Genomic DNA, 21,495 nt, shown 5'->3' with positions numbered 1-21,495 from the left:
GCCCGCCTCAGCGCGTGCCGTGGGCGCGTGCCAGGCGGACGGCGGCGCGGGGACCGCCGGTGAACGGATCGCCGTGGCCGGGCAGCAGCAGGGACGCGGGCAGGTCCTCCAGGCGGTCGAGCGACGCCAGGGCCGCGGCGCTGTCGTGCGTGAAGCCCCGGCAGACCAGGGTCGGGCCGGTGTGCCCGGTCAGCCCGTCGCGGGTGACGAGCGCGTCGCCTGTGAACAGCAGGCCGCGATCGGCGAACAGGTAGGCGGTGCTCCCGTCCGTGTGGCCCGGCAGGACGACGGCTTCGGGGCGGCCCGGGATCTCCTGGAGCCGCTGATCGCCGTCGAACGTGCGGACGCCGGGCACCGCCCCGCTGGTGAAGCCTCCCTTGCGGGCCAGGTGCAGCGGGGTGCTGATGGCCCGGGGCCTGCGCAGCAGGTAGGGCACCATGGACCGCTCCGGTCTGGCGAGGCGCAGCGCGCTGCGCGGCCCGCGCGCGAGGATCGGCGCGTCCGCGCGGTGCGCCCAGACCGGCACCCCGGCCCGGTGGAGCGTGGCGGCCAGGCCGGTGTGATCGGGATGTCCGTGGGTCAGCAGCACGGCGCGTAGGTCGCCCGGTCCGTGCCCTGAGGCGGCGAGTTGTGCGCGCAGCCCGGGGAGATGGCCGGGGAGTCCCGCGTCGATCAGGACCGGCCCGTCGGGATGCTCGATCAGGTAGAAGTTGACGATGCCGTCGCCGAGGCGGTGGACGCCGGGGGCGACCTGCCGTCCGGGGTCGGCGGGGGAGGGGCTGGGCACGGTGCCTCCACGGGGGCGGGCCAGGATGAAAGTTTTCGTTACAGTCGACTGTAACGGAATGGGAGGAGAGTGTCCGTGACATCCGCTCGCAGGCCGTACGACGCCCGCCGCCGCCGGGACGCGGCGCTGCGCAACCGCGCCGCCGTCGTCGCGGCCTGCCGTGACCTGCTCGTGGACGACGGCTACCGGGCCCTGACCGTCCGCGCCGTGGCCGAACGCGCCGGTGTCTCCCCTGAGACGGTCTACAAGGCGTTCGGCGGCAAGTCCGGCCTGCTGAAGGCGGTGTGGGACGTCACGCTCGCCGGTGACGACGAACCCGTGCCGATGGCCGGACGCCCCGTACTCCAGGAGGTGTGGAGCACGCGTGACCCGCACGCCAAGCTGGCGCTGTACGCCGCGTTCGTCCGGGGCGTCAACGAGCGGCTCGCCGACCTGTTCGCCCTGCTGGTCCAGGCCGGACCCGACGTCGAGCCGGTCCTCGCCGCCAGCGAGGCCGAGCGCCTGACCGGGGTCACCGCCTTCGTCGCCCACCTCGCCGAGGAAGGCGTCCTGCCCCCAGGGGCCGACACGGCCCGGCTGGCGGACGCCTGCTGGGCGCTGACCGGTCCGCAGCTCTTCTCCCAGCTCACCACCGGCCGTGGCTGGCACGCCGACGCCTACGAGGAGTGGCTGACCGGCGTCCTCACCGCCACGCTGCCGGCGCCGCGCCACGCGTAGCGCGCGGGTCCTTCGGCGGACCGGCCGCGCCGCCCCTCCCGGACCGGGGGAAGGGCGGCCGCCGTCCACGGGGCGCGGCCGTCGCGGTCGCCTGCGGTGGTGGGGGAGCGGTTCACGGCCCCGCGGCGTTCAGCCGCCGGGGTGGAGGTAGCCGCGTTCGTACGCCTTCAGCAGGCGGCGGGGGACGAGGTGGCGTACGCCGTCCACCGTGATCGGGACCAGCTCCGGCGTGGCAGCCTTCCACTGGGCGCGGCGGTGGCGGGTGTTGCTGCGGGACGTCTTGCGTTTGGGGACGGCCATGGCGTTTCGCTCCTGGTGTCGGGACGGGGTGGTCAGCGGCCTGCGTAGGGCAGGAGGGCCATCTCCCGCGCGTTCTTGACGGCCTTGGCGAGCTGCCGCTGCTGCTGGACGGTCACGCGGGTGACGCGGCGGCTGCGGATCTTGCCCCGGTCGGAGAGGAACTTCCGCAGCAGGTCGGTGTCCTTGTAGTCGATGTACGTGATCCCGGCGGCGTCCAGCGGGTTGGGGCGAGGCTTCTGCTGGCGGCGCGGATCGGTGCGGCGGGGCATGGGGTGCTCCAAGGGGTTCGGGAGTGGGTCAGGGGACGGGGTCGAGGAGGCCGTCGAAGGCGTCGGGCCAGCGCTTCCACGCGTCCGGTCCCGCGGCCAGCTCGGCGTCGGTGAGCAGGCACGATTCGAGGACGCGCGTCAGCCCGTCGCGGTCGAGCCCGGGCGACGTGAACACGAGGTGCTGGCAGCGGTCCCCGTGCTCCGGATGCCAGTCGAGCGCGGCGGCGGCGCGGCGCACGGGCGGGACCAGCTCCCAGGCGGCGTCCGGCAGGGAGGCCAGCCACGGCCCCGCGCTCTCGACGCACAGCGCGCCGCCCGCCGCGTCCCAGGCGAGGAGGGTGTCGGGCCGGTCGGCCAGCCAGAAGCGGCCCCGGCTGCGCGCGGCGGCGCAGCTCAGGTCCTCCAGCGCGTCGTGCAGCCTTCCCGGGTGGAACGGCCGGCGGCGGCGCCAGACCAGGGTGGCGACGCCCGCCTCGTCCGCCTGCTGGGGGAGGAGCGCGCAGGCGGCGTCCTGGGCGTCGGCGGCTGCGGCGACGTCGAACCCGGCGAAGGCCAGCGCGGCGAGTTCGCCGAATCCGGCGGGCACCTGCCGCGCGGTGGGGTGGAGTTGGGTGAGGAGCGCGCGGTCGGCGGCGTCGGCCGTGCCGTCCTCGACGAGCGCGAGGACCGGCGCGTACTCCAGCTGCCTGGCCCAGGTGTCGCCGACCGTGCGGTTGTCGGTGGGGGCGGTGGCGAGACCGGCGTCGGCGAGGTCGTCGCCGTTCGCCAGGCAGGCGAGGGCAAGCGCCGGATCGACGGCCGTGAACACCTGCGTGAGGACGAGGGCGCCGTCCGCGTGCGCGGCGACCGCCTCGGCCATGCCGCGTGGTTCGACGGAGTCCCACAGTTCGAGGACGGCGAGCCGGGTGTCACCTTCGCCCGCCAGCCGGAGCAGTTCCGGCACCAGATCTGCGCGCAGGGCGCAGCAGGCGCAGTCGTTGACGAACGGGGTGACACCACGGGACAGCTCGCCCGAGGCGTCGCGGACGGTGCGGACGACGGTGCGCGGGGTGGTGCTGTCCGCCGCGCCGGAGAGGTCGTGGTGCAGGGCGACGCTGCCGGGGACGGCCGCCAGGAGCCGGGCCGTCACGGTCCTGCGCGCGTCGGCGTGGAGCCCGGCGACGATCGCGACGGGCAGCGGGCGGGTGGGGCGGTGCGACATGGGGGGCCGGTCCTCAGCGTTCTTCGCGGAAGTCGACATGGCGGCGGACGACCGGGTCGTACTTGCGCAGGACCAGGCGGTCCGGGTCGTTGCGGCGGTTCTTGCGGGTGACGTACGTGTAGCCGGTCCCGGCGGTGGAGCGCAGCCGGATGACGGGGCGGATGTCGTTGCGGGCCATGGGCGGTACTCTATGACAATGATTTCCATTAGCGATAGGCGCCCCGGCGCCGAGAGCGGCAGGTGACGCCCGTGTCCGCCCACTGCCAGCTGACCGGAGCGCAGCCGCGTTTCGGCAACGCCATCTCCCACTCCCACCGGCGCACCCGCCGCCGCTTCGACCCGAATGTCCAGCGCAAGCGCTACTGGCTTCCCAGCGAGGGCCGTTACGTGCGGCTGCGGCTCAGCGCGAGCGCGATCAAGACCGTGGACCGCATCGGCGTCGAGGCCGCCGTCGCGCGGATCAGGGCGCGCGGGGGGAACGTCTGATGGCGAAGAAGAGCAAGATCGCGAAGAACGAGCGGCGCAAGGCCGTCGTCGCCCGGTACGCGGCACGCCGCGCCGAACTGAAGGAGGTGCTGCACGCGCCCGCCTCCACCGAGGAGGAACGGGCCGCCGCCCAGCGCGAGTTGAGGCGCCAGCCGCGCGACGCCAGCGCCACGCGCGTCCGCAACCGCGACGCCGTGGACGGCCGCCCGCGCGGGCACCTGCGCGCGTTCGGCCTCTCGCGGGTGCGCATGCGGCAGCAGGCGCACGCCGGTTACCTGCCGGGGGTCACCAAGTCGTCGTGGTAGGCCGCCGCCTCGGCCGCGTCACCAGCCGGGCGGCTTCGCCGTGCCCAGGGCGCGCGTGACCGCGATCTCGATGACGACGCGCTCCGGGTTGGGGCGCGGGGCGTGCCGGTACCGCTCGGCGTAGCGGCGCTCCGCGTCGGCCACCGACGCGGGGTCGTCCCGTACGACGGCGGTGCCTTCGAGCGTGCACCACAGGCGGCCCTCGGCCTGGCTGACGGCGACGGCCGCGCCGGGCCCGGCGGCGAGCAGGTTGCGGACCTTCCTGCTGCTCGCGCTCGTGATGACGCGCGCGGTCCGGGTGTCCGGGTCGTATGTCACGCCGACCGGCACGAGGTGCGGGGTGCCGTCCGGGCGGCGCGTGGTGAGGAAGCACGTCCTGCGCTCGAGCCAGAAGGCCTCGCCCGGCTGCGGGCCGGGGTCCGGCGTGGGATCGGTCACGGGGCGTGCTCCTCGCTGTGCGGACGGCCCGGCGCCCGCGCCCGCCGTCATGCCCGGAGGCTACCGGACGGCCCCCGCCGGGGCAGGCGGGGGCCGTCCGCGCTCAGCCGCGCCACACGTCGTTCAGCAGCACTCTGCCCCCGCCGCCCGGCACGGTCGCCGTACGGTTCGCGCCCGTCTCCCACACCACGCCCGGCTGCCCGTCCGTCGTGCGCACGTACTTGTACGCGAACGCCGTCCCCGCCGGCAGGTCGATCCCCGCCTGCCACAGCGGATACGACCCCGGGTCGAGCGGCACCGCCCGCGCCGGGTCCCACCCGCCGAGCTGCGGCACGTCGCCCACCACCGCGATGTGCTCGCCCCACACCGTCGTCGCCCGCACGGAGAACGCCGCCCCGTCCGCGCCCTCCCCGCCGTCGCCGGTGCGCGAGAAGACCGTCACCGACAGGCTCCCCGCCGTCCGGTCGCCCGGCCGGTCCGCCGCGCCGCCCGCGTCGAACACCGTCGTCCACGACCCGGCGGGCAGCGCCACCGTGTAGTCGGCGTCCGTCGGATTCAGGACGACCACGGTGTCGTACGCCGTCGGCGCGGCCGGGTCGGCGCTGATCGCCGAGACGACGACCTCGCCGTCCGTACGCGTCGCCATCCGGTCGCGCACCGCCTCCCAGCTCGTCAGCCGCAGCGCGGGCGTGGCGCGGCGCAGCGCGATGGCGTCGCGGTAGTAGCGGAACGTGCCGGCGTGCGCCGCCTTCTCCGACCAGTCGAGGGCGTTCACGTCGTCCCCGGCGCGGTAGGAGTTCTTGGCCGTCTCCCAGTCGCCGTCCACGACCTTCGAGTGCAGGAACTCGTCGCCCTCGTAGAAGAAGGGGACGCCCTGCGACGTCATGACGATGCCGGTCGCGAAGCGGTCGATCCGGCCCGCCCTGCCGTCCTCGCCGCCGGTGGCGCCCGAGTAGACGATCTTGTCCCAGAGGTTCAGGTCGTCGTGCGCCGACACGTAGTTGAGGGTCTGCGCCGGGTCGTGGGCGAAGGACGGGTTCCACAGGTCGGGCAGCGGCGCCGTGCTCTTCGTCTCCAGCGGCGAGCCGCGTACGCCGCGCACGACCGCCGCCGGGTCGCCGTCGCCGTTCATGTACGCCATGGTGGTGTCGCGCGAACCGCCCTTCACCGCGTCGCGGAACGCCCCGTTGAACACGCCGATGCCCGCGTCCGCGAGCGTCGGGACCGTGCCGTAGCGCACCTTGGACGGCTCCTGCGCGTCGGTGCAGCCGCCGCACCACGGCTCGCCGTGCAGCTGGAGGCCGCGGTCGGGGTACGTCTCGCGCAGGTACGTGCCCCAGGCGGCGGCCGACTCGTGGTGGTGCACGCCCAGCAGGTCGAAGCGGAAGCCGTCCACGTTGTAGGTGCGGACCCAGAATTCCAGGGAGTCGCGGATCATGCGGCTGACCATCGGGTTGCCGTCGTCGATCGAGTTGCCGGTGCCCGACAGGTCGGTGGGCGTGTAGTACGCGCCGGTGATCGGGCCGAACACGTCCTGGCTGTACGTGTGGTTGTAGACCACGTCCATCAGCACGCGGATGCCGTTGCGGTGGAACGCGTTCACCATGTCCTTGAACTCGCGGACGCGGTCCTCGGCGCCGGTGAAGCGCGAGTACTGCTCCTCCGGCACGTTGTAGTTCACCGGGTCGTAGCCCCAGTTGGGGACCGGCGTCCCGAAGTCGTAGGACGGCATGAGCTGGACGTGCGTGACGCCCAGCTCCTTCAGGTGGTCGATGCCGGTCGTCAGGCCCCCGTTCCGCGTGCCGGTCTCGGTGAGCCCGCCGAACGTGCCGCGCAGCTCCTCCCGCACGCCCGAGCTGGGGTCGATGGTGAAATTGCGGACGCTCAGCTCGTACACCACCGCGTCCTCGGGGTTCTCCTGCGGCGGGGTGGCGGCCCAGCCGCCGGTGGGCTGGACGGCCGCCGCGTTCACCACGACGCCCTCGGTCGTCCCCGGCCTGACCATCTGGGCGTACGGGTCGCGCACGTCGCGGCCCGCCACCGTGAACTGGTACGGCTCGTCGTGCAGATCGCCCTCCACCACCGCCTCGTACACGTCGCTGTAGCCGTCCAGCTCCACGGGCGCGAGGGCGTGCGTGCCGCCGTCCACCTCCACCGCCACGTCGGCGCTGTCGGGGGACCAGATGCGGAACGTGGTGGCCTCCGGCGTGTGGATCGCGCCGAGCGTGTCGAGCGGCGTCGTCGGCAGGTCCACGGCGGGAACGGGAACGGGAACGGCCGCGGTCGCGGTCGCGGGCGCGGCGGGCTGCGCGCCGGGCAGCAGCGCCGCGGCGGCGGCCGCGACGGCGAGCAGCGCCCGTACGGCCGCACGGCGCCGGTGGGGGGAGGGGGCGGCGGGAAGGCTGACGTCGCGCATGGCGGTCCCTTCGGATCGAGCCGTTACCCGATACGTGCCACACCGCGCCGGGGCCTCATGCGTCCCGACCGGGATTGACCGCGCGGGGGCGCGCCCGTGACCGGAATTGCACGGGACCGTGTCCTGGTCCGCCCGCGGACCGCCGGACGCACCGGCGGCGGGAAAGGTTGTACGGAACGGGCTCCCGATCCGCACATCTTCTTGTAACTGTCCTGCCACACACGGAAGTTGTCGGTAAAAGACGTCCATGGCAGCCGTTCCCGCCACTTCCGCGCGCCGGGCGCGGAAGTACAGTGAGGGCACGAGGTGCGGGCGCGGTGAACGCGGGTCCCGGGGTGGGGCGTGCCCGCGTCCGGTCCCGTTCTGTGTCCCGCGTCGGTGAGGGGTTCCCCTTGGACGTACGGCTGCTCGGTCCGGTCGAGGTGTTCGGCGACGACGGCTCCCCCGTGGCCCTGACCGCCCCCGCGCAACGCACCGTGCTCGCCGCGCTCGCGCTGCGGCCGGGCGCGCCCGTGAGCGTCGGCGAACTCGCCGAACGCCTCTGGGCGGAACGTCCCCCGCGCACCGCGGCAGCGGCCGTACGCGGCGCCGTCGCCCGCCTCAGGCGCGCCCTGCCCCCGGGCCGCGTCGTCACCGTCCCCGGCGGCTACGCCCTGCGCGCCGAGCCGCGCGAGACCGACATAGGGCGCCTCCGCGACGCCCTGGCGCACGCCCGCGTCCTCGCCGCCGAGGACCCGGACCGCGCGGCGGCAGCCGTGGACCGCGCCCTCGGCCTGTGGCGCGGCACACCCCTGGGCGGCCTGCCCGACCGGGCCGCCCACGACCACGACCGCGCCACCCTGCACGGACTGCGCCTCGCCGCCGTCGAGCAGCGCGAGAAGGCACGGGCCGCCGGACGCCGCAGAGCCACCGCCACCGCCGGATTCCCGCCCGGCATCGCCACCTTCGTCGCCCGCGCCGGGGAACTGGCGCGGGCGCGCCGCCTGCTGACCGAGGCACTCGACGCACCCGCCGTCTGCCTGGTCGACGGACCCGGCGGAGTCGGCAAGTCGACCTTCGCCGTCCGCGCCGCGCGCGAGGTCGCCGGACACTTCCCCGACGGCCTCGTCTACATCGACCTGCGCGGCGCCGACCCGCGCAACCCGCCGCTCGACGTCACCGAGGCACACCGCCTCCTCCTCGCCTCGCTCGGCGCGCCCGGCAAGGACATGCCGCAGGACCCGCGCGCCGCCGAGGCGTACTACCGCGAACGCCTCGCCGGCCGCCGCGTCCTCCTGCTGCTGGACAACGCCCTGGACGCCGCCCAGGTCGCGCCCCTCCTCCCCGCCGAGGCGGGCAGCGCCGCTGTCGTCACCAGCAGGACCGCGCTCACCGGCCTCGGCGGCGGCCACCACGTCCACCTGGACACGCTGACCACGGCCGACGCCGTCACGTTCCTCCAGGCCGCCGCCGGAGTGCCCGCCGACCGGGGCGACGACGCCGAGTGGGCCGCGCTCGCCGCCCTCTGCGGCCACCTGCCGCTCGCCCTGCGCATTATCGCGGGCCGCATGTCCGCCCGCCCCGACTGGCGCGTCGCCGACTGGACGGCCCTGCTGCGCGACGAGCGGCGCCGCACCGACGAACTGACCGCCGACGACGTGGACCTCCGCGCCAGCCTGATGGTCAGCATCGAGCAGCTCGCCTCGGGCCGCGAGCCGCAGGACCGCCGCGCCGCCGCCATCTTCCCGCTGCTGGGTGCCACCGCCATCCGCACGTTCTGCCCCGGCTCGGTCGCCGCGCTCACCGGCAGCACGGCGCGCGAGGCCAGGGAGGCGCTCGACCGCCTCACCGACGCGCGGATAGCGAGCAGCCCGCGCCCCGGCGCGTACACGCTGCACGACCTCGTGCGCTCCGCGTCCGTCTGGCAGGCCGCCGGGCTCCCCCCGGAACGCGCCCTCGCCGGACTCACCGGCCTGGCCCGCTGGTACCTCGGCTCGCTCTACCGCGTCAACACGCCGCTCGCCCTGTCCGACCGCTACCGGGCGCGCTACCGCGCCGGGGCGGGGCGCTTCCCGAGCGGGCAGCTCTTCACCGACGTGGACGAGTCGCTGCCCTGGGCCGACGCGGTGCTGGAGGACGTCCTGTCGCTGGCCGAGCAGCTGTCGGAGCCGGAGTACGACGAGGGGACGGCGCTGAGCGGGCGCCCGCTGTCGGACTTCGCGCTGGAGGCGGTTTCCGCGCTGGAGACGTACTTCGGCATGCGGCTGAGCTGGCGGGCGCAGCGGCGGCTGTGCGAGGTGGTGCTGCGGGTGGCCGCGCGGCGCGGCGACACGTATGCGCGGGCCGTCGCGTACGGGCAGCTCGGCAAGGCCGCCGGGCAGCGCGGCGAGGGGCTGAAGGGCGCCGAACTGCTGCGGCGCAGCATCGCGCTCTTCCAGGAGTGCGGCGAACGGGCCGACGCCATCGCGGTGATGACCAACCTGGTGCCCTGCCTGGGGTCGGCGGGCCGCCTCGACGAGGCCGTGGACGCGGCCGAACACGCCCTGGCCGAGGCGCGGGCGGCCGGGCTGCCGGGACTGCGCCCGCAGGTGGTCAACAACCTCGCGCGCTGCCACCTGCACCTCGGGCACCACGCGGAGGCATACCGTTTATTGATGAACAACTACGGATCGCTCACGCTGCCTTACGAAATGACCATCGCGGCGGGCGTGCTGGCCGAATATCACCTGGAGATGCGGGAATTCGAGGAAGCGGCCCGCTGGGCCGGACGAGCGCTGAGCCACGCGGCGGAGCAACCGTTCGATCCGTTCGTGGTCGCAACGCAACGCACATGGCTCGCCACCGCGCTGCGCGGTCTGGGACGGGAGGAGGCCGCCCGAGCACAGGAGATGCAGGCGCGGGCGATCCTGGAGAACCTCAACACGAGGGAGAACAGCCACCTTCGCGTCCGCATCGACGAGAAGTACGCGCGGGTGTAGGTCCGTTCCGAGGCATTCCGACCTCCTGTTCCCGGTTTTCTTACCGAACTGATACACACCAGCCGCTGCGCGGACGGCCGAAGTGGTGAATCATGTCAGCAACATACGGCGGCGTATGTCTGGGTGGATCGCCGCCGGAAGCCGAGTGAGACTGTGAGGCACAGGCATGGAGACGACCTTTACCGAGGTTCCCGAGATCAAGCTCAACCCGGAGGACGCACGGGTTGTCACGGGCATCCTGAAGGACGCCCAGGAGAGGATGCGTACCGCGGCCAGCGCGCTCGGCGGCCTCGGCGACGTGGTGCACACCGCCTACACGGGCGCCGGTACCGGTCAGGCCGTCGAGAACTACGGGGCTCTCGGCAAGTCCGGCCGCGTGCTGGGCGACATCCTGGAGCAGCTGGAAACGGACTTCACCCTCGTCATCACCTCCGGTGAGGAGATGGACCTGGACGCCCAGGGAGTCGTGAACGGCGTCAACATCAACACCATCTCCCCCGACAGCGGCATCGTCGCCGGCATCTGACTCTGACCACGCGGGCTGCGTCCTCGACGCAGCCGCACCACGCCCAGGAAGGGTGGAACCACCGTGACCATCAACTTCAGGTCCGCAGAGTTCACGGACATCTCCAACGTCACCAAGCAGCAGCGGGATGCGTCCGTTGAAATCTGGAGGGACGTCTACAGCAGCATCATGTCGCTCGTCGACCAAGGGACGGTGGACGCGCAGGTCGGGCAGATCATGGAGGCCCGCAACGGTGACTTCCAGCGGAACGCGGGGCTGCACGACGAGAGTGTCGCCAACAACTTCGGCGCCATGAACCGCGTCGCCAGCATCGGCCAGGAAGGCGGCAGCCGGATGCGGCGCGCTGCCGCGGGCGGCGCCTGATACCCACGAGGGGAAGCGCTGACCATGGGTACGTTGAACATCGGCGGCTTCAACGGCGCCGAGGACGGCACGGGCAGACGCGATGGTCTCGCGTCCATGAAACAGAGCTTTGCCCAGATCGCTTCCGCCCGCGAGATGTTCGGCGAGGTGCCGAACGCCGAACGGGCGGCGGCGGCGCTGGAGACGGCGGCCCTCTCCATGCTCCGTGAGCTGGAGCGGGCCGGCGTCACCGTGGAGGACATCAAGACGAGCGCCGCCAACGCGGCGCGCATCGGGCTGGACACGGACGAGGCGGCACACCAGACCCTGTCCAAGGTCGATGTGCGCGATCTCAACGAGTTCGACTGGAGCATGGAGGCGGCACACCCCTCCGTGCTGGAGGACCTGCCGCCGGTGCCGTACTACCCGCCGGGCGGCGAATACTGGGGAGCGGGCTGACATGGCATCGCCTGACGCAGCGTTCAATGACGCGATCAACAAGATCCTGAGCGCCCGCTACATCCACATGCAGGCGGCCGCCGGTGCCTGGCGCGCCCTCGCGGCCGCGGCGGGCAGGGAGGGCGGTGCCCTCGCCGGCACCGCCGGAGACACCGCCGCCGAGGAAGGCGTCGGCCTGCTCGAACTTTCGGACCGCATCTCCGCGGCGAGCGGCTGGGCCGAGGGCGCGGGCCAGGCCGCGCAGCGGATCGCCGACCAGCTCCAGCAGGCGGCGGACCACTCCGCGCGCGCCGCGGAGAAGGCGCTCCAGCTCGACGACGAGTTCTTCGAGGTCGAGCAGAACCTTGAGGAACGCGTCCGTGTGATCGACGTCGGCATGGGTGTCATCCGCGCCGCCGAGGCCGCCGAGATGCAGAAGACCCAGCTGAAGAACCAGGCGCTCACCGTTCTCGACAACCTCAGCGACGAGTTCGGCCGGGTCATCGGCGAGGAGCCGCCGCCCGCGCCCGAGGGCGGCGCGGGTGACGGGGTCGCCCCGACCGCCGGTGGCGGCGGTGGCGGCGGCGGGGTGGTCGGCGGCGCCGGGGTGATCGGCGGTGCCGCGGCGGCCGGTTTCGTCGGCGGGGCCGTCGGCGGCGGCAACAGGGCGGGGTACGCGTCCGGCGGGGGCCGGGCGGGCTACGTCGCCCCGAACGGCTCGACGATCGGGCCGGGCGACTACCCCGGCTCCAGCGTCGTCGGTCCCGAGGGCGGTGACTTCGCGGGCTGGGTGCAGAGTCCCAGCACGGGCCACCTCGTCGACCCGGCGACCGGCCGGGAGTTCGACCCCTCCACGGGCCAGTGGATCGACCCGATCACCGGCAAGGGCTGGGGCGACGAGACCGACTACTCGGGCCGCTACGAAGGCCTGGGCAACGGTCCCGGCGCGGTCGCGGGCAGCGGGGGGATCATCCCCGGGCTCGTGGGCGCGGGAGCCCTCGTCCCCGCCGTCATCGGCGGCAACGGCGGCAACATCGGCGGCTGGTACGGCGGCATGGTGCCCCCGAGCATCGGCAACTCCGGTCCGGCCCGCCAGCAGATGACCCAGCAGGCCCTCCAGAACATGGGGCGGCAGGCACGGGTCGCCAACTCGATCGCCATGCACCAGGCCGCCCAGGGCGGCCGCCCGTACATGCCGCCGCCCGGTGCGGCGGCGGCGGGCCGCTCGGGCACCCGTCCCGGGATGACCCGTCCCGGTACGGCGGGCGCCGGCCGGTTCCCCGGTGGCGGCGGCGCTGTCGGAGCGGGCGGCGGCCGTGCCGGTGCCGTCGGCATGGGCGGCGCACGCGGCGGCATGGTGCCGCCGGGAGCGGCGGCGCACGGCGCGGGCGGACGTGGTGCCGGGCGCGGCGGCAGGATGGCGGGGCGGGCCACCGCCCTGCGCGAGTCCGCGGCGACGTGGCGCAGCGGTGTCCGTGACGCGACGGCGGGCAGCCGTCTGGCCGGGCGGCCCGGTGCCGCGGCGGCCCAGGCGGCGGCGCGCACCGGAGCGGCCGGTACGGCGGGCGCGTCGTCGGCGGCGGCCGGACGGGCCGGTGCCGCCGGAGCGGGCGCACGGGCCGGTGCCACGGCACCGCCCGCCGGTGCCCACGCCGGCACGCAGCGCGACAGGGACGAGAAGTCCCGGAATGGCAAGCCCACCGAGCTGATCGAGGACCCCGCGGTCTGGGCCACGGACAAGACCGCCACCAAGGGTGTGCTCGGTGAATAGCAAGAGGAGACAGCAGTGAACAGCTTCCAATCCCTGGGCTATGACTCGGACGGCTTCCGCGAAGGCGGCCGGGGCAGCCTGGAGAGCGCCGACGCGGCGGAGAGCAGCCAGCGCTACCTCCGCCTGGCCGAGGTCAACCCGGCGAGCTACGCCGGGGCGACCGAGTTCCCCGCGGCGGTGCTCTCCGTGCGGGAGAAGCACATCCGCGGCACCGGCCAGGCGGCGGAGGGCCGGGAGAACATGGCCGAGTCCGACCACTACGTCGCCGACACGGGTGACGAGATGGAGATCGAGGCCCAGGGCACGATCAGGGGCGTCTCCGTGAACGAGATCTCCGTGGACTCGTCCGTCGCCAACGCCATCTGACGCGCCGCCCGGCGGGGGACCGCGGTCTCCCGCCGGGCGGTACGCCGTACGCGGAGCGCACCGCGCAGCGCCACAGCTCCGTAACCGCCGGTGAACCCGGGGTTTCCGTTTTGCCAGGAAGGCCGCAGCGACCTTCCGGTTTCCTTCAGTCCGGGTTAACTTCCAGTCCGGAACCGCCACATCTGGCCCCCTCAAGATCATCCACGCACAGCACCGCGCGGACGACAGGGGCGACAGTGCCCCATGGGGGTGGCGGAGATGCCGGACTTCTCCTTCAGCAGCGACGAGGTCGAGGAAGTGGCGCAGAAGAAGCCGTGGACTCGGCAGCGGGAGTTCTCCGCCGAGATCGAGCCGGACGAGATGGCGGACACCGCCCTCGTGTACGCGCGCGCCGCCGGTGAGGCCGACGGCGCGGGCGACCTCGCCCGGCACGCCACCGAGGTCGCCGCCGACGCGGGCACGCTCGACGGCTCCTCCCTCGTGGACGCGGACGGCCGCATCGACGGGACGGCGCGCGGACTCCAGGGCAACGGCCGGGACATGGACCGCGTCGTCGGCTACGTCGTGCGCGCCATGAACGACGCGATCGGCGCCGAGGAGGAGGTCACGCAGCTGGTCCTCGGCGACGGCGGCCTGGAGGAAGCGCGCTCCCGCCACATCAGCGCGGCGATCCACGAATGGGAGGGCTGGGAGGCAGCCCTCCGCGCGGCCGTCGGCAAGCCGCTGACCGGGCTGGTGATGGACAACCGCATCGGCACGCTCGACGTGACCTACGAGGGCACCACGCTCCACCTCGCCCCCGTCTCCAAGTCCGCCTTCCAGAACGTCTACGAGCTGCCCGGCAGCCTCGCCGCCGACATCAGGAAGCGGCACCTCGCCGACTGCGCCGACAGCGCCCGCGACACGGACGCCGACATCCACGACGCCATCGGCGCCTACCGCAACCGGCTCGCCGACTACGGCCTCGAACTGGGCGACCTCGGCTACGACCTGTCCGACGGCCCCCTCGACCTGTTCACCAGCGAGAAGCAGGCACTCTGGGCCGCCGACCAGCTCTCCGACGCACTGGGCCACGAGCCGCCCGACCCCGACGCCCTGCTGCGCTGGACCGAGACGCTCGACTCCATCGGCATCGGCGTCTACGACGACCCGCCGCACTCGACGCGCCCCCTGACCGAGGCCGAACGCGCCTACCTCGACGCGTTCTACAGCCGCCTCTCCGCCGACGACCTCGCCGCACTCGGCGCCCTCGCGGGGGACGGCGACGACGGCGACCACCCCACCCCCGGGCACTCCGCCGCCCAGCGCGTCGCCAACGGGCTGAACATGCTGCTCGACTGGCGCGTCGGCGGCCACAACCCCGCGACCGAGCCCGGCGCGATCCCCGAGGCGCTGCGCCCGTTCGTCCTGGACCACAAGGACAGCGTGCTGTTCGACCCGTCGTACCCCGTCGCGTTCGACGACGAGCTGCGGCGGTTCAACGCCTTCGGCGACCTCATGGGCGCCGCCACCGTCCCGCCGGGCGACGAGTTCGGCCGCACGCTCGCGCAGGCCGCGCTGGACGTCGGCCAGCGCACCAACGTGCAGTACGCGCTGGGCGCCACCGAGGGCGTGCACAACACGTTCAGCAGCGACTTGCTGCACAACGCGTCCCTCAACAGCGGCCTGTCCGCCGACCTGCTGAACGACGACACGTTCCGCCGCGGCCTCCTCGGCGTCACCTGGCAGGACAGCGACGGCGCGGCCGACCTCATCACCAGCGGCACCACCATCCCGCCGGACCTCGACCACCACGACAACGCGGCGCGCGCCTACGTCGAGGCCGCCTACCACCTGTTCACCGACGCGCCCGACCACTCCGCCGACATCCTGGGCAAGGCGAACGGTTACCCGTCCGACCACACCGCCCTCCAGAGCGCCGTGTCCGACGCGGCGCTGCGCTACCTGGACCAGATCTCCAAGCCGGAGTCCGAGCACAGCGCCTTCGCCGCGGGCGACTTCCCCGGCGACGTCACCGACCCCGACCTGCTGGGCAACGACTACCGCTACTCGTTCGACCTGTCCCACGACGACAGCTCCGCCCTGTACGCGCTGCTCGCCGACATGGAGAAGCCGGTCAAGGACGAGTTCAGCACGGGCGTGGCCGCCTGGCAGGAGAAGACGGCGTACAACGCGTTCGTCAGGGACGGCGCCACGGGCCGGGGGCAGGACGACGCGTTCGCCGCGATCGGCCGCGTCGAGGGCGCGATGCACCGCGCCGAACTCGACCAGGACATCAAGCCGGGGAGCAGCGCCCGCAACCAGTCCGCGCTGGTCGCGGGCATGGCGGCGGCCGGTACGATCATCAAGGACGCGGTCCCGGCGTTCCCCGGCAAGGTGGGCGTGGTCCTCGGCACGTACGGCCTGGCCACCGGAGTCCGCTACTCCTTGCCGCCCACCATGCCGTCGCTCGACTGGCAGGCGGAGAACGCCGCCTTCAGGAACGGTGACACCATACCGAGGCGTCTCATCGCCGAGGCCGCCGTCCACGCCGACCACCACGGCCTCGGCGGCACCGCACTGACCGACCCGACCGACGACCACCTCAACGAGACGGACATGATCCGTTCGATCGAACGCATCGAGCACGAGTACGACTCCTACCGGGACGCGATGCAGAACGCCTACCGGGGCGAGGTCTACAGCCGCCGTACTCAATAGCTGCACCAGCAGGAGAGCCAGGACCGTATGACAGTCACGACGCCGACCACCGTCTTCCGGCGCCCCGCCCGCGCGCAGGGCCCGACGGTGCCGGAGCAGGACCTCGTCCTCAAGGCACCACCGGAACTGCCGCAGCCCGAGGACGGCAACATCTGGATGACCGCCCTGCCCGCGCTCAGCGGCCTCGGCTCGGTCCTCTACATGCTGACGATGGGGCGCGGCCCGATCGGCTACATCGTCGGCAGCATGTTCCTGATCTCCTGCCTCGCGATGGTCATCGGCTCGGTCATACGCCAGCGCGGCTCCACGAAGACCCAGGCCCGCCAGGAACGGCGCGAGTACCTCAGGTACCTGGAGCGCACGCGCACCGACGTCCGCCGTACGGCCGCCGCGCAGCGCCAGGCGCTCCAGTGGAACTCGCCGCCCCCCGGCGCCCTGTGGTCCGTCGCCGCCAGCCGCCGCCTGTGGGAGCGGCGTTCGGGTGACGCGGACTTCGGCGTCGTCCGCGTCGGCACGGGACCCCGCTACCTCGCCACCCCGCTGATCCCCGGCGACTCCGCGCCCGTCGAGGACCTCGACCCGCTGTGCGCCGTCGCGCTCAAGCGCTTCATCGAGGCGTACTCGATCGTCCCCGGCCTGCCCGTGCAGGTCGCGCTGCGCCGCTTCGCCGCCATGTCCGTGACGAACGCGGGCGACGACCCGGACGGCGCGCGGGCCCTGTTCCGGGCCGTGCTCGCCCAGGCCGTCACGTTCCACTCGCCGCGCGACCTGCGGGTCGTCGTCTGCACCACCGACATCGAGGGCCCGCGCTGGGGCTGGCTCAAGTGGCTGCCGCACACGCACCACCCCGACGAGGTGGACCACGTCGGACCGGTCCGCATGATGCACGCCAGCCTCGCCGTCCTGGAGGACTGGCTCGGCGCCGAGCTGACCCGCCGCACGCGCTTCAACCGGCACGCCGAGCCCGACCCCGACCTGCCGCAGCTCCTCGTCGTCCTCGACGGCGGCCTGGTCACCGGCGGCGAGGCACTGCTCGACCCCAACGGCCTGCAGGGCGTGACCGTCCTGGACGTGGACGGCCGCGCCACCGCGCTCACCGAGGCGCACGGCGTCCACCTGGAGGTCGCCGCCGACGGCGGCCTGACCGTACGTGCCGCCGAGACCACCGACTCCCTCGGCACCGCCGACGCCCTGTCCGTCGCCGAGGCCGACGCGCTCGCCGGGCAGCTCGCGCACTTCCGCGCCGACGCCGCCGCGGCCGTCGGCGACAGCGAGGACCTCACCACCGCCGTCAACACCCTGCCCGCCCTGCTGAACATCCAGGACCCCGGCCACCTCGACCTCGAAGTCCTGTGGCGGCCACGGCCCATGCGCGACCGCCTCCAGGTGCCCATCGGCGTCACCGCGGAGGGCAGCCTGCTCGACCTGGACATCAAGGAGTCCGCGCAGAACGGCATGGGCCCGCACGGCCTGCTCGTCGGCGCCACCGGCTCCGGCAAGTCCGAGCTGCTGCGCACCCTCGTCCTCGGCATGGCCGTCACCCACTCCAGCGACCAGCTCAACCTGGTCCTGGTCGACTTCAAGGGCGGCGCGACGTTCGCCGGCATGTCGGAACTCCCGCACGTCGCCGCCGTCATCACCAACCTGGAGGACGACCTCACCCTCGTGGACCGCATGCGGGAGGCCCTGTCCGGCGAGATGAACCGCCGCCAGGAGGTCCTGCGCGACGCGGGCAACCTCGTCTCCGTCCGCGACTACGAGCGCGCCAGGCAGCGCGGCGCGAACCTCCCGCCGCTGCCCAGCCTCTTCATCGTCGTGGACGAGTTCTCCGAACTGCTCGCCCAGAAACCGGACTTCGCCGACCTCTTCGTCCAGATAGGCCGCCTCGGCCGCTCCCTCGGCCTGCACCTGCTGCTCGCCTCGCAGCGCCTGGACGAGGGCAAGCTGCGCGGCCTGGAGGCCCACCTCTCGTACCGCGTCGGCCTGCGGACGTTCTCCGAGTCGGAGAGCCGCACCGCCATCGGCGTCGTCGACGCCAACCACCTGCCGAGCGCCCCCGGCCACGGCTACCTGCGCACCGACACCACCACGCTCAAGCGCTTCCGCGCCGCCTACGTCTCCGGTCCCTACCGCACCGGCGAGGAGAACGGGAGCCTGTCGCTCGGCGGCACGATGAACGTCCGCCCGTTCTCCGCCCGCTACGTCCCCGTACCGGCCGAGCAGCTGCCGTCCGAACCCGAACCCGAGCCGGAGCCGGACGACTTCAGCGACGGCGAGGAACTGGGCACCACCGTCCTCAGCGTCATGGTCGAGCAGATGACCGGCCAGGGCACGCAGGCCCACCAGGTCTGGCTGCCCCCGCTGGAGGAGCCGGAGACGCTCGACGCCCTCCACCCCGACCTGCGCGAACGCCCAGGGCGCGGCTTCGGCGCCTCGCCCGCCATGCGGGAACTGACGCCGGTCATCGGCATCGTGGACAAGCCGTACCACCAGCGGCGCGACCCGCTGGAGCTGGACCTGACGGGCGCGGGCGGCCATGTCGCCGTCGTCGGCGGGCCGCACGGCGGCAAGTCCACCGTCGTCCGCAGCCTCATCGCCTCGCTGGCGCTGCGCCACACCCCGGCCGAAGTGCAGTTCTACTGCCTGGACTTCTCCGGCACGCTCTTCCCCTTCGCCAAGCTCCCGCACGTCGGCGGCGTCGCGAGCCGCCTGGACGCCGAGGTCGTCAACAGGACCGTCGCCGAGGTCCTGCACGTCATGGAGACCCGCGAGACGCGCTTCCGCGACCTCGGCATCGACTCCATGGCCGACTACCGCGCCGCCCGCGCCGCCGGACGCGTCACGGACGACCCGTTCGGCGACATCTTCCTCGTGGTGGACGGCTGGGCGGTGCTCCGGCAGAGCTACCCCGAGCTGGAGACGATCCTGATGAACGTGGCGGGCCGGATGCTCACCTACGGCATCCACCTCGTCATCACCGGCAACCGCTGGCTCGACATGCGGATGGGCATGCGCGACCTCGTCGGCACCAAGGTCGAGCTGCGCCTCGGCGACGCGCTCGACTCCGAGGTGGACCGCAAGGCGCAGCGCACCATCCCGGCCGGACGCCCAGGACGCGGCATCACCGCCGACAAGCTGCACTTCCTCTCCGCCGTGCCGCGCGTGGACGGCGTACGCTCCGCCGACGGGCTGTCCGACGGCGTCGCCGACCTCATCAAGCGCGTGGACAGCGCGTGGACCGGACCGCGCGCCCCCCGCGTCCGCCTGCTGCCCCTGTCGGTCACCCTCCCCGAACTCCCCGCCCCCACCGGCGTGCCCGGCCTCACCATCGGCATCGAGGGCAACCGCCTCGAACCCGTCGTCTTCACCCCGGGCGAGGAGGCCGGCCTCATCGCCATCGGCGACACCGAGAGCGGCAAGACGGCCCTGCTGCGCTCCATCGCGCACCAGATCACCGCCGCCTACCCGCCCGAGCGCGCGAAGATGATCATCCTCGACCCGCGCATGTCGATGCTCCGCGAGTTCGACGGCCCCAGCCTCCTCGGCTACGCGACCGAGCACAAACGGTCCATGGAGATCCTCGCCGGACTCGCCGAGGGCCTGAAGAAGCGCGTCCCCACCAGCGACGTGACACCCGAGCAGCTCCGCGACCGCTCCTGGTGGAGCGGCCCCGAGATCTTCGTCCTCGTCGACGACTACGACCTCGTCGCCACATCGAGCGGCAACCCGCTGCGCTACCTCCTCGACTACCTCCCCCAGGCCCGCGGCATGGGCTTCCACATCTACCTCACCCGCCAGGCGGGCGGCGCCTCCCGGAGCCTCGGCGACCCGATCATCAGCCGCATGAAGGAACTCAACACCCCCGCCGTCCTGATGAGCTTCCCCAAGGACGAGGTGCCGCTGTGGGGCATCAAGCCCGCCCAGCGCAAGAAGGGCCGCGGCCTGCTGCTGCACCGCCGCCTCGGCAACGTGCCCGTCCAGCTCCTCCGCACCGACTCCCCCCTCAGCGCGGCCGAGCCCGCGTCCGCCGACCAGACCACCTCCAGGACCCACCCATGAGCGCCAGCACCACCTCGCAGCCCGCGGCGCCCAGCGGCGCCGACTTCGTCCGCATCGGACTCGCCGGGCCGCGCAGCCGCGCCGACCTCGCCGTCCCCGCCGCCGTGCCGCTGGCCCGGCTGATGCCCGCCCTCCTCGGCCACGCCGGGGAGGACCCCGGCACAGACGGCGGCGTCCGGCACGGCGGCTGGATCATGCGCCGCACCGACGGCACCCGCCTCGACCCGGCCGCCTCCCTGGCCGCCCAGGGCGTCGCCGAGGGCGAACTCCTCTTCCTCACCCACGGCACGGACGACGCGACCCCGCCGCTGTACGACGACGTCGTGGAGATCATCGGCGAGCACGGCGTACGCGGCTCCTGGGCCACCGCCGCCACCCGCGGCACCGCCGGGGCACTCGCGGCGGTCGGCCTCCTCGCCACCTGCGCCGCCCTCGCCGCCGCCCCCGGCCGCCTCCCCGGCTGGCTCGCCCTGGCCACCGCCCTGTTCTGCCTCGCCGTCGGCGCGCTGATGTCCCGCGCGTTCGCCGACGTCCGCGCGGGCACCTGGGCCGCCGTCCTCGCGGCGCCCCCCGCGATGCTCGGCGCCGTACGGCTCCTCGGCACGGACGAGGGCACCGTCGGCGGCTTCACCGCGGGCCACCTGCTGCTCGCCTGCGCCGTCCTGGCCGCCGTCGGCGCGGTCGGACCCGTGCTCGTCGGCGGCGGCGACGGCACGTTCGCCGCCCTCGTCGTCGCCGGGCCGCTCGCCGCCGTCGGCGCGCTCCAGTGCGCCGTCTGGGACGTCTCCGCCGTACGCGCCGCGTCCGTCGCCGCGCCCCTCGCGCTCGCGCTGACCACGCTGTGGCCCACCGTCGCGCTGCGCATCGCCCGCATCCCCGCGCCGCAGGTCGCCGCGACCGTCGAGGACCTGGAGGCCCTGCCCAGCCAGCTCGAACACGACCGCCTCACCTCGCGCGTCGAACGGGCCAGGCAGCTCCTCACCGGCATGCTCGTCGGCAGCCACATCGTCGCGGGCACCGGCACCCTCGTGCTCCTCGGCGGCGGCGACGGGTGGGCGCGGATCCTCGCGGGCGTGCTGATCGTGCTGACGCTGCTGCGCTCCCGGCTGTTCAGGGAGCGGAGCCAGACCGCCGTGCCGCTGCTCACCGCGCTGGTCATGGCGGTCGGCGCGGCGGCGTTCCTCGTCACCGACAGGACCGGCGAGAAGATGGCGCTGCTCGGCGTCATCTTCCCCCTGGCCCTGCTGATCGCCCTGATCGCCGGGTCCGTCGGCCTCGCCGCCGGGCGCTACCGGCTCAACCCGCGCGTCTCGCGGGGCCTCGACATGCTGGAGACGACGATCCTGCTCGCCGTCGTCCCCCTCGTCCTCGCCGTCTGGGACGTCTACACCGCCCTGCTCGACCTGCGGGCGTGAGG

The 21,495-nt window shown here is 73.7% G+C and carries 19 protein-coding genes; 12 read left to right on the top strand and 7 right to left on the bottom strand.

Features of this window, described 5'->3' with window-relative positions:
• Positions 1-7: 7 nt before the first annotated feature.
• The gene (locus ACIBPC_RS17135; protein WP_398845311.1) at positions 8-787 is read right to left on the bottom strand and encodes an MBL fold metallo-hydrolase; all 780 of its coding nucleotides are present in this window, start codon (positions 785-787) and stop codon (positions 8-10) included.
• A 75-nt stretch (positions 788-862) separates the two neighbouring features.
• On the opposite strand from ACIBPC_RS17135, the gene ACIBPC_RS17130 reads away from it, so the two are divergent.
• Positions 863-1,504: a TetR/AcrR family transcriptional regulator gene (locus ACIBPC_RS17130; RefSeq protein WP_398845309.1), complete on the top strand. Its 642-nt coding sequence runs from the start codon at positions 863-865 to the stop codon at positions 1,502-1,504.
• A gap of 129 nt (positions 1,505-1,633) precedes the next feature.
• Here ACIBPC_RS17130 and rpmF read toward each other — a convergent pair whose 3' ends face one another.
• From rpmF to rpmG, 4 genes are read right to left on the bottom strand one after another with little or no spacing between them, the layout of a single operon-like run.
• Positions 1,634-1,804, bottom strand: a complete 171-nt coding sequence (gene rpmF / locus ACIBPC_RS17125) for a 50S ribosomal protein L32 (protein ID WP_398845306.1) — start codon at positions 1,802-1,804, stop codon at positions 1,634-1,636.
• Between the two features lie 32 nt (positions 1,805-1,836).
• Positions 1,837-2,073 (bottom strand): 30S ribosomal protein S18, encoded by a 237-nt coding sequence (gene rpsR / locus ACIBPC_RS17120; RefSeq protein ID WP_398845303.1) that lies wholly within the window; start codon positions 2,071-2,073, stop codon positions 1,837-1,839.
• Positions 2,074-2,101: 28 nt separating this feature from the next.
• Positions 2,102-3,274 (bottom strand): CobW family GTP-binding protein, encoded by a 1,173-nt coding sequence (locus ACIBPC_RS17115; protein WP_398845301.1) that lies wholly within the window; start codon positions 3,272-3,274, stop codon positions 2,102-2,104.
• A 13-nt stretch (positions 3,275-3,287) separates the two neighbouring features.
• Positions 3,288-3,452 (bottom strand): 50S ribosomal protein L33, encoded by a 165-nt coding sequence (gene rpmG, locus ACIBPC_RS17110; protein WP_398845298.1) that lies wholly within the window; start codon positions 3,450-3,452, stop codon positions 3,288-3,290.
• Positions 3,453-3,523: 71 nt separating this feature from the next.
• Between rpmG and rpmB the strand changes: the two genes are divergently transcribed.
• Both rpmB and rpsN read left to right on the top strand, forming a co-directional pair.
• Complete coding sequence (gene rpmB, locus ACIBPC_RS17105) at positions 3,524-3,760, top strand: 50S ribosomal protein L28 (RefSeq protein WP_398845295.1); 237 nt, start codon at positions 3,524-3,526, stop codon at positions 3,758-3,760.
• A complete protein-coding gene (rpsN, locus tag ACIBPC_RS17100; protein WP_398845292.1) occupies positions 3,760-4,065 on the top strand; it encodes a 30S ribosomal protein S14 in 306 nt (101 codons plus the stop codon). The genes rpmB and rpsN overlap by 1 nt, the downstream gene beginning before the upstream one ends.
• A gap of 18 nt (positions 4,066-4,083) precedes the next feature.
• Here the strand turns inward: rpsN and ACIBPC_RS17095 are convergent, their stop codons facing one another.
• Both ACIBPC_RS17095 and ACIBPC_RS17090 read right to left on the bottom strand, forming a co-directional pair.
• Positions 4,084-4,503 (bottom strand): pyridoxamine 5'-phosphate oxidase family protein, encoded by a 420-nt coding sequence (locus tag ACIBPC_RS17095; protein ID WP_398845290.1) that lies wholly within the window; start codon positions 4,501-4,503, stop codon positions 4,084-4,086.
• 103 nt (positions 4,504-4,606) lie between these two features.
• Entirely contained in the window at positions 4,607-6,919 is a 2,313-nt protein-coding gene (locus tag ACIBPC_RS17090) for a carbohydrate-binding module family 20 domain-containing protein (RefSeq protein ID WP_398845288.1), read from the bottom strand.
• A gap of 392 nt (positions 6,920-7,311) precedes the next feature.
• Between ACIBPC_RS17090 and ACIBPC_RS17085 the strand changes: the two genes are divergently transcribed.
• The 9 genes from ACIBPC_RS17085 to eccD all read left to right on the top strand — a co-directional run bounded on the left by ACIBPC_RS17085 (position 7,312) and on the right by eccD (position 21,493).
• A complete protein-coding gene (locus ACIBPC_RS17085; RefSeq protein WP_398845286.1) occupies positions 7,312-9,876 on the top strand; it encodes a BTAD domain-containing putative transcriptional regulator in 2,565 nt (854 codons plus the stop codon).
• Between the two features lie 166 nt (positions 9,877-10,042).
• Entirely contained in the window at positions 10,043-10,402 is a 360-nt protein-coding gene (locus ACIBPC_RS17080) for a hypothetical protein (protein ID WP_398845284.1), read from the top strand.
• 63 nt (positions 10,403-10,465) lie between these two features.
• The gene (locus tag ACIBPC_RS17075; protein ID WP_398845282.1) at positions 10,466-10,765 is read left to right on the top strand and encodes a hypothetical protein; all 300 of its coding nucleotides are present in this window, start codon (positions 10,466-10,468) and stop codon (positions 10,763-10,765) included.
• A 24-nt stretch (positions 10,766-10,789) separates the two neighbouring features.
• Positions 10,790-11,203 carry a hypothetical protein gene (locus ACIBPC_RS17070; protein ID WP_398845279.1) on the top strand — a complete coding sequence of 138 codons (414 nt, stop codon included), beginning with the start codon at positions 10,790-10,792 and terminating at the stop codon, positions 11,201-11,203.
• 1 nt (position 11,204) lies between these two features.
• Complete coding sequence (locus ACIBPC_RS17065) at positions 11,205-12,953, top strand: hypothetical protein (protein ID WP_398845277.1); 1,749 nt, start codon at positions 11,205-11,207, stop codon at positions 12,951-12,953.
• A gap of 15 nt (positions 12,954-12,968) precedes the next feature.
• Positions 12,969-13,319: a hypothetical protein gene (locus tag ACIBPC_RS17060; protein WP_398845275.1), complete on the top strand. Its 351-nt coding sequence runs from the start codon at positions 12,969-12,971 to the stop codon at positions 13,317-13,319.
• A gap of 258 nt (positions 13,320-13,577) precedes the next feature.
• Positions 13,578-16,019, top strand: coding sequence for a hypothetical protein (locus tag ACIBPC_RS17055; protein WP_398845272.1), 2,442 nt, complete (start codon positions 13,578-13,580; stop codon positions 16,017-16,019).
• Between the two features lie 27 nt (positions 16,020-16,046).
• Positions 16,047-20,078 carry a type VII secretion protein EccCa gene (gene eccCa / locus ACIBPC_RS17050; protein WP_362960185.1) on the top strand — a complete coding sequence of 1,344 codons (4,032 nt, stop codon included), beginning with the start codon at positions 16,047-16,049 and terminating at the stop codon, positions 20,076-20,078.
• On the top strand, positions 20,075-21,493 hold the full coding sequence (gene eccD / locus ACIBPC_RS17045; RefSeq protein ID WP_398845268.1) for a type VII secretion integral membrane protein EccD: 1,419 nt from the start codon (positions 20,075-20,077) through the stop codon (positions 21,491-21,493). Before eccCa ends, eccD begins: the two co-directional genes overlap by 4 nt.
• The last annotated feature ends 2 nt before the right edge of the window (positions 21,494-21,495 follow it).

This window comes from Streptomyces sp. NPDC049879, assembly GCF_044461265.1.
In the GTDB taxonomy this organism is placed as follows: domain Bacteria; phylum Actinomycetota; class Actinomycetes; order Streptomycetales; family Streptomycetaceae; genus Streptomyces.
The sequence above is the reverse complement of the archived record's forward strand: the minus strand, read 5'-3'. Positions and strand labels throughout refer to the sequence as shown.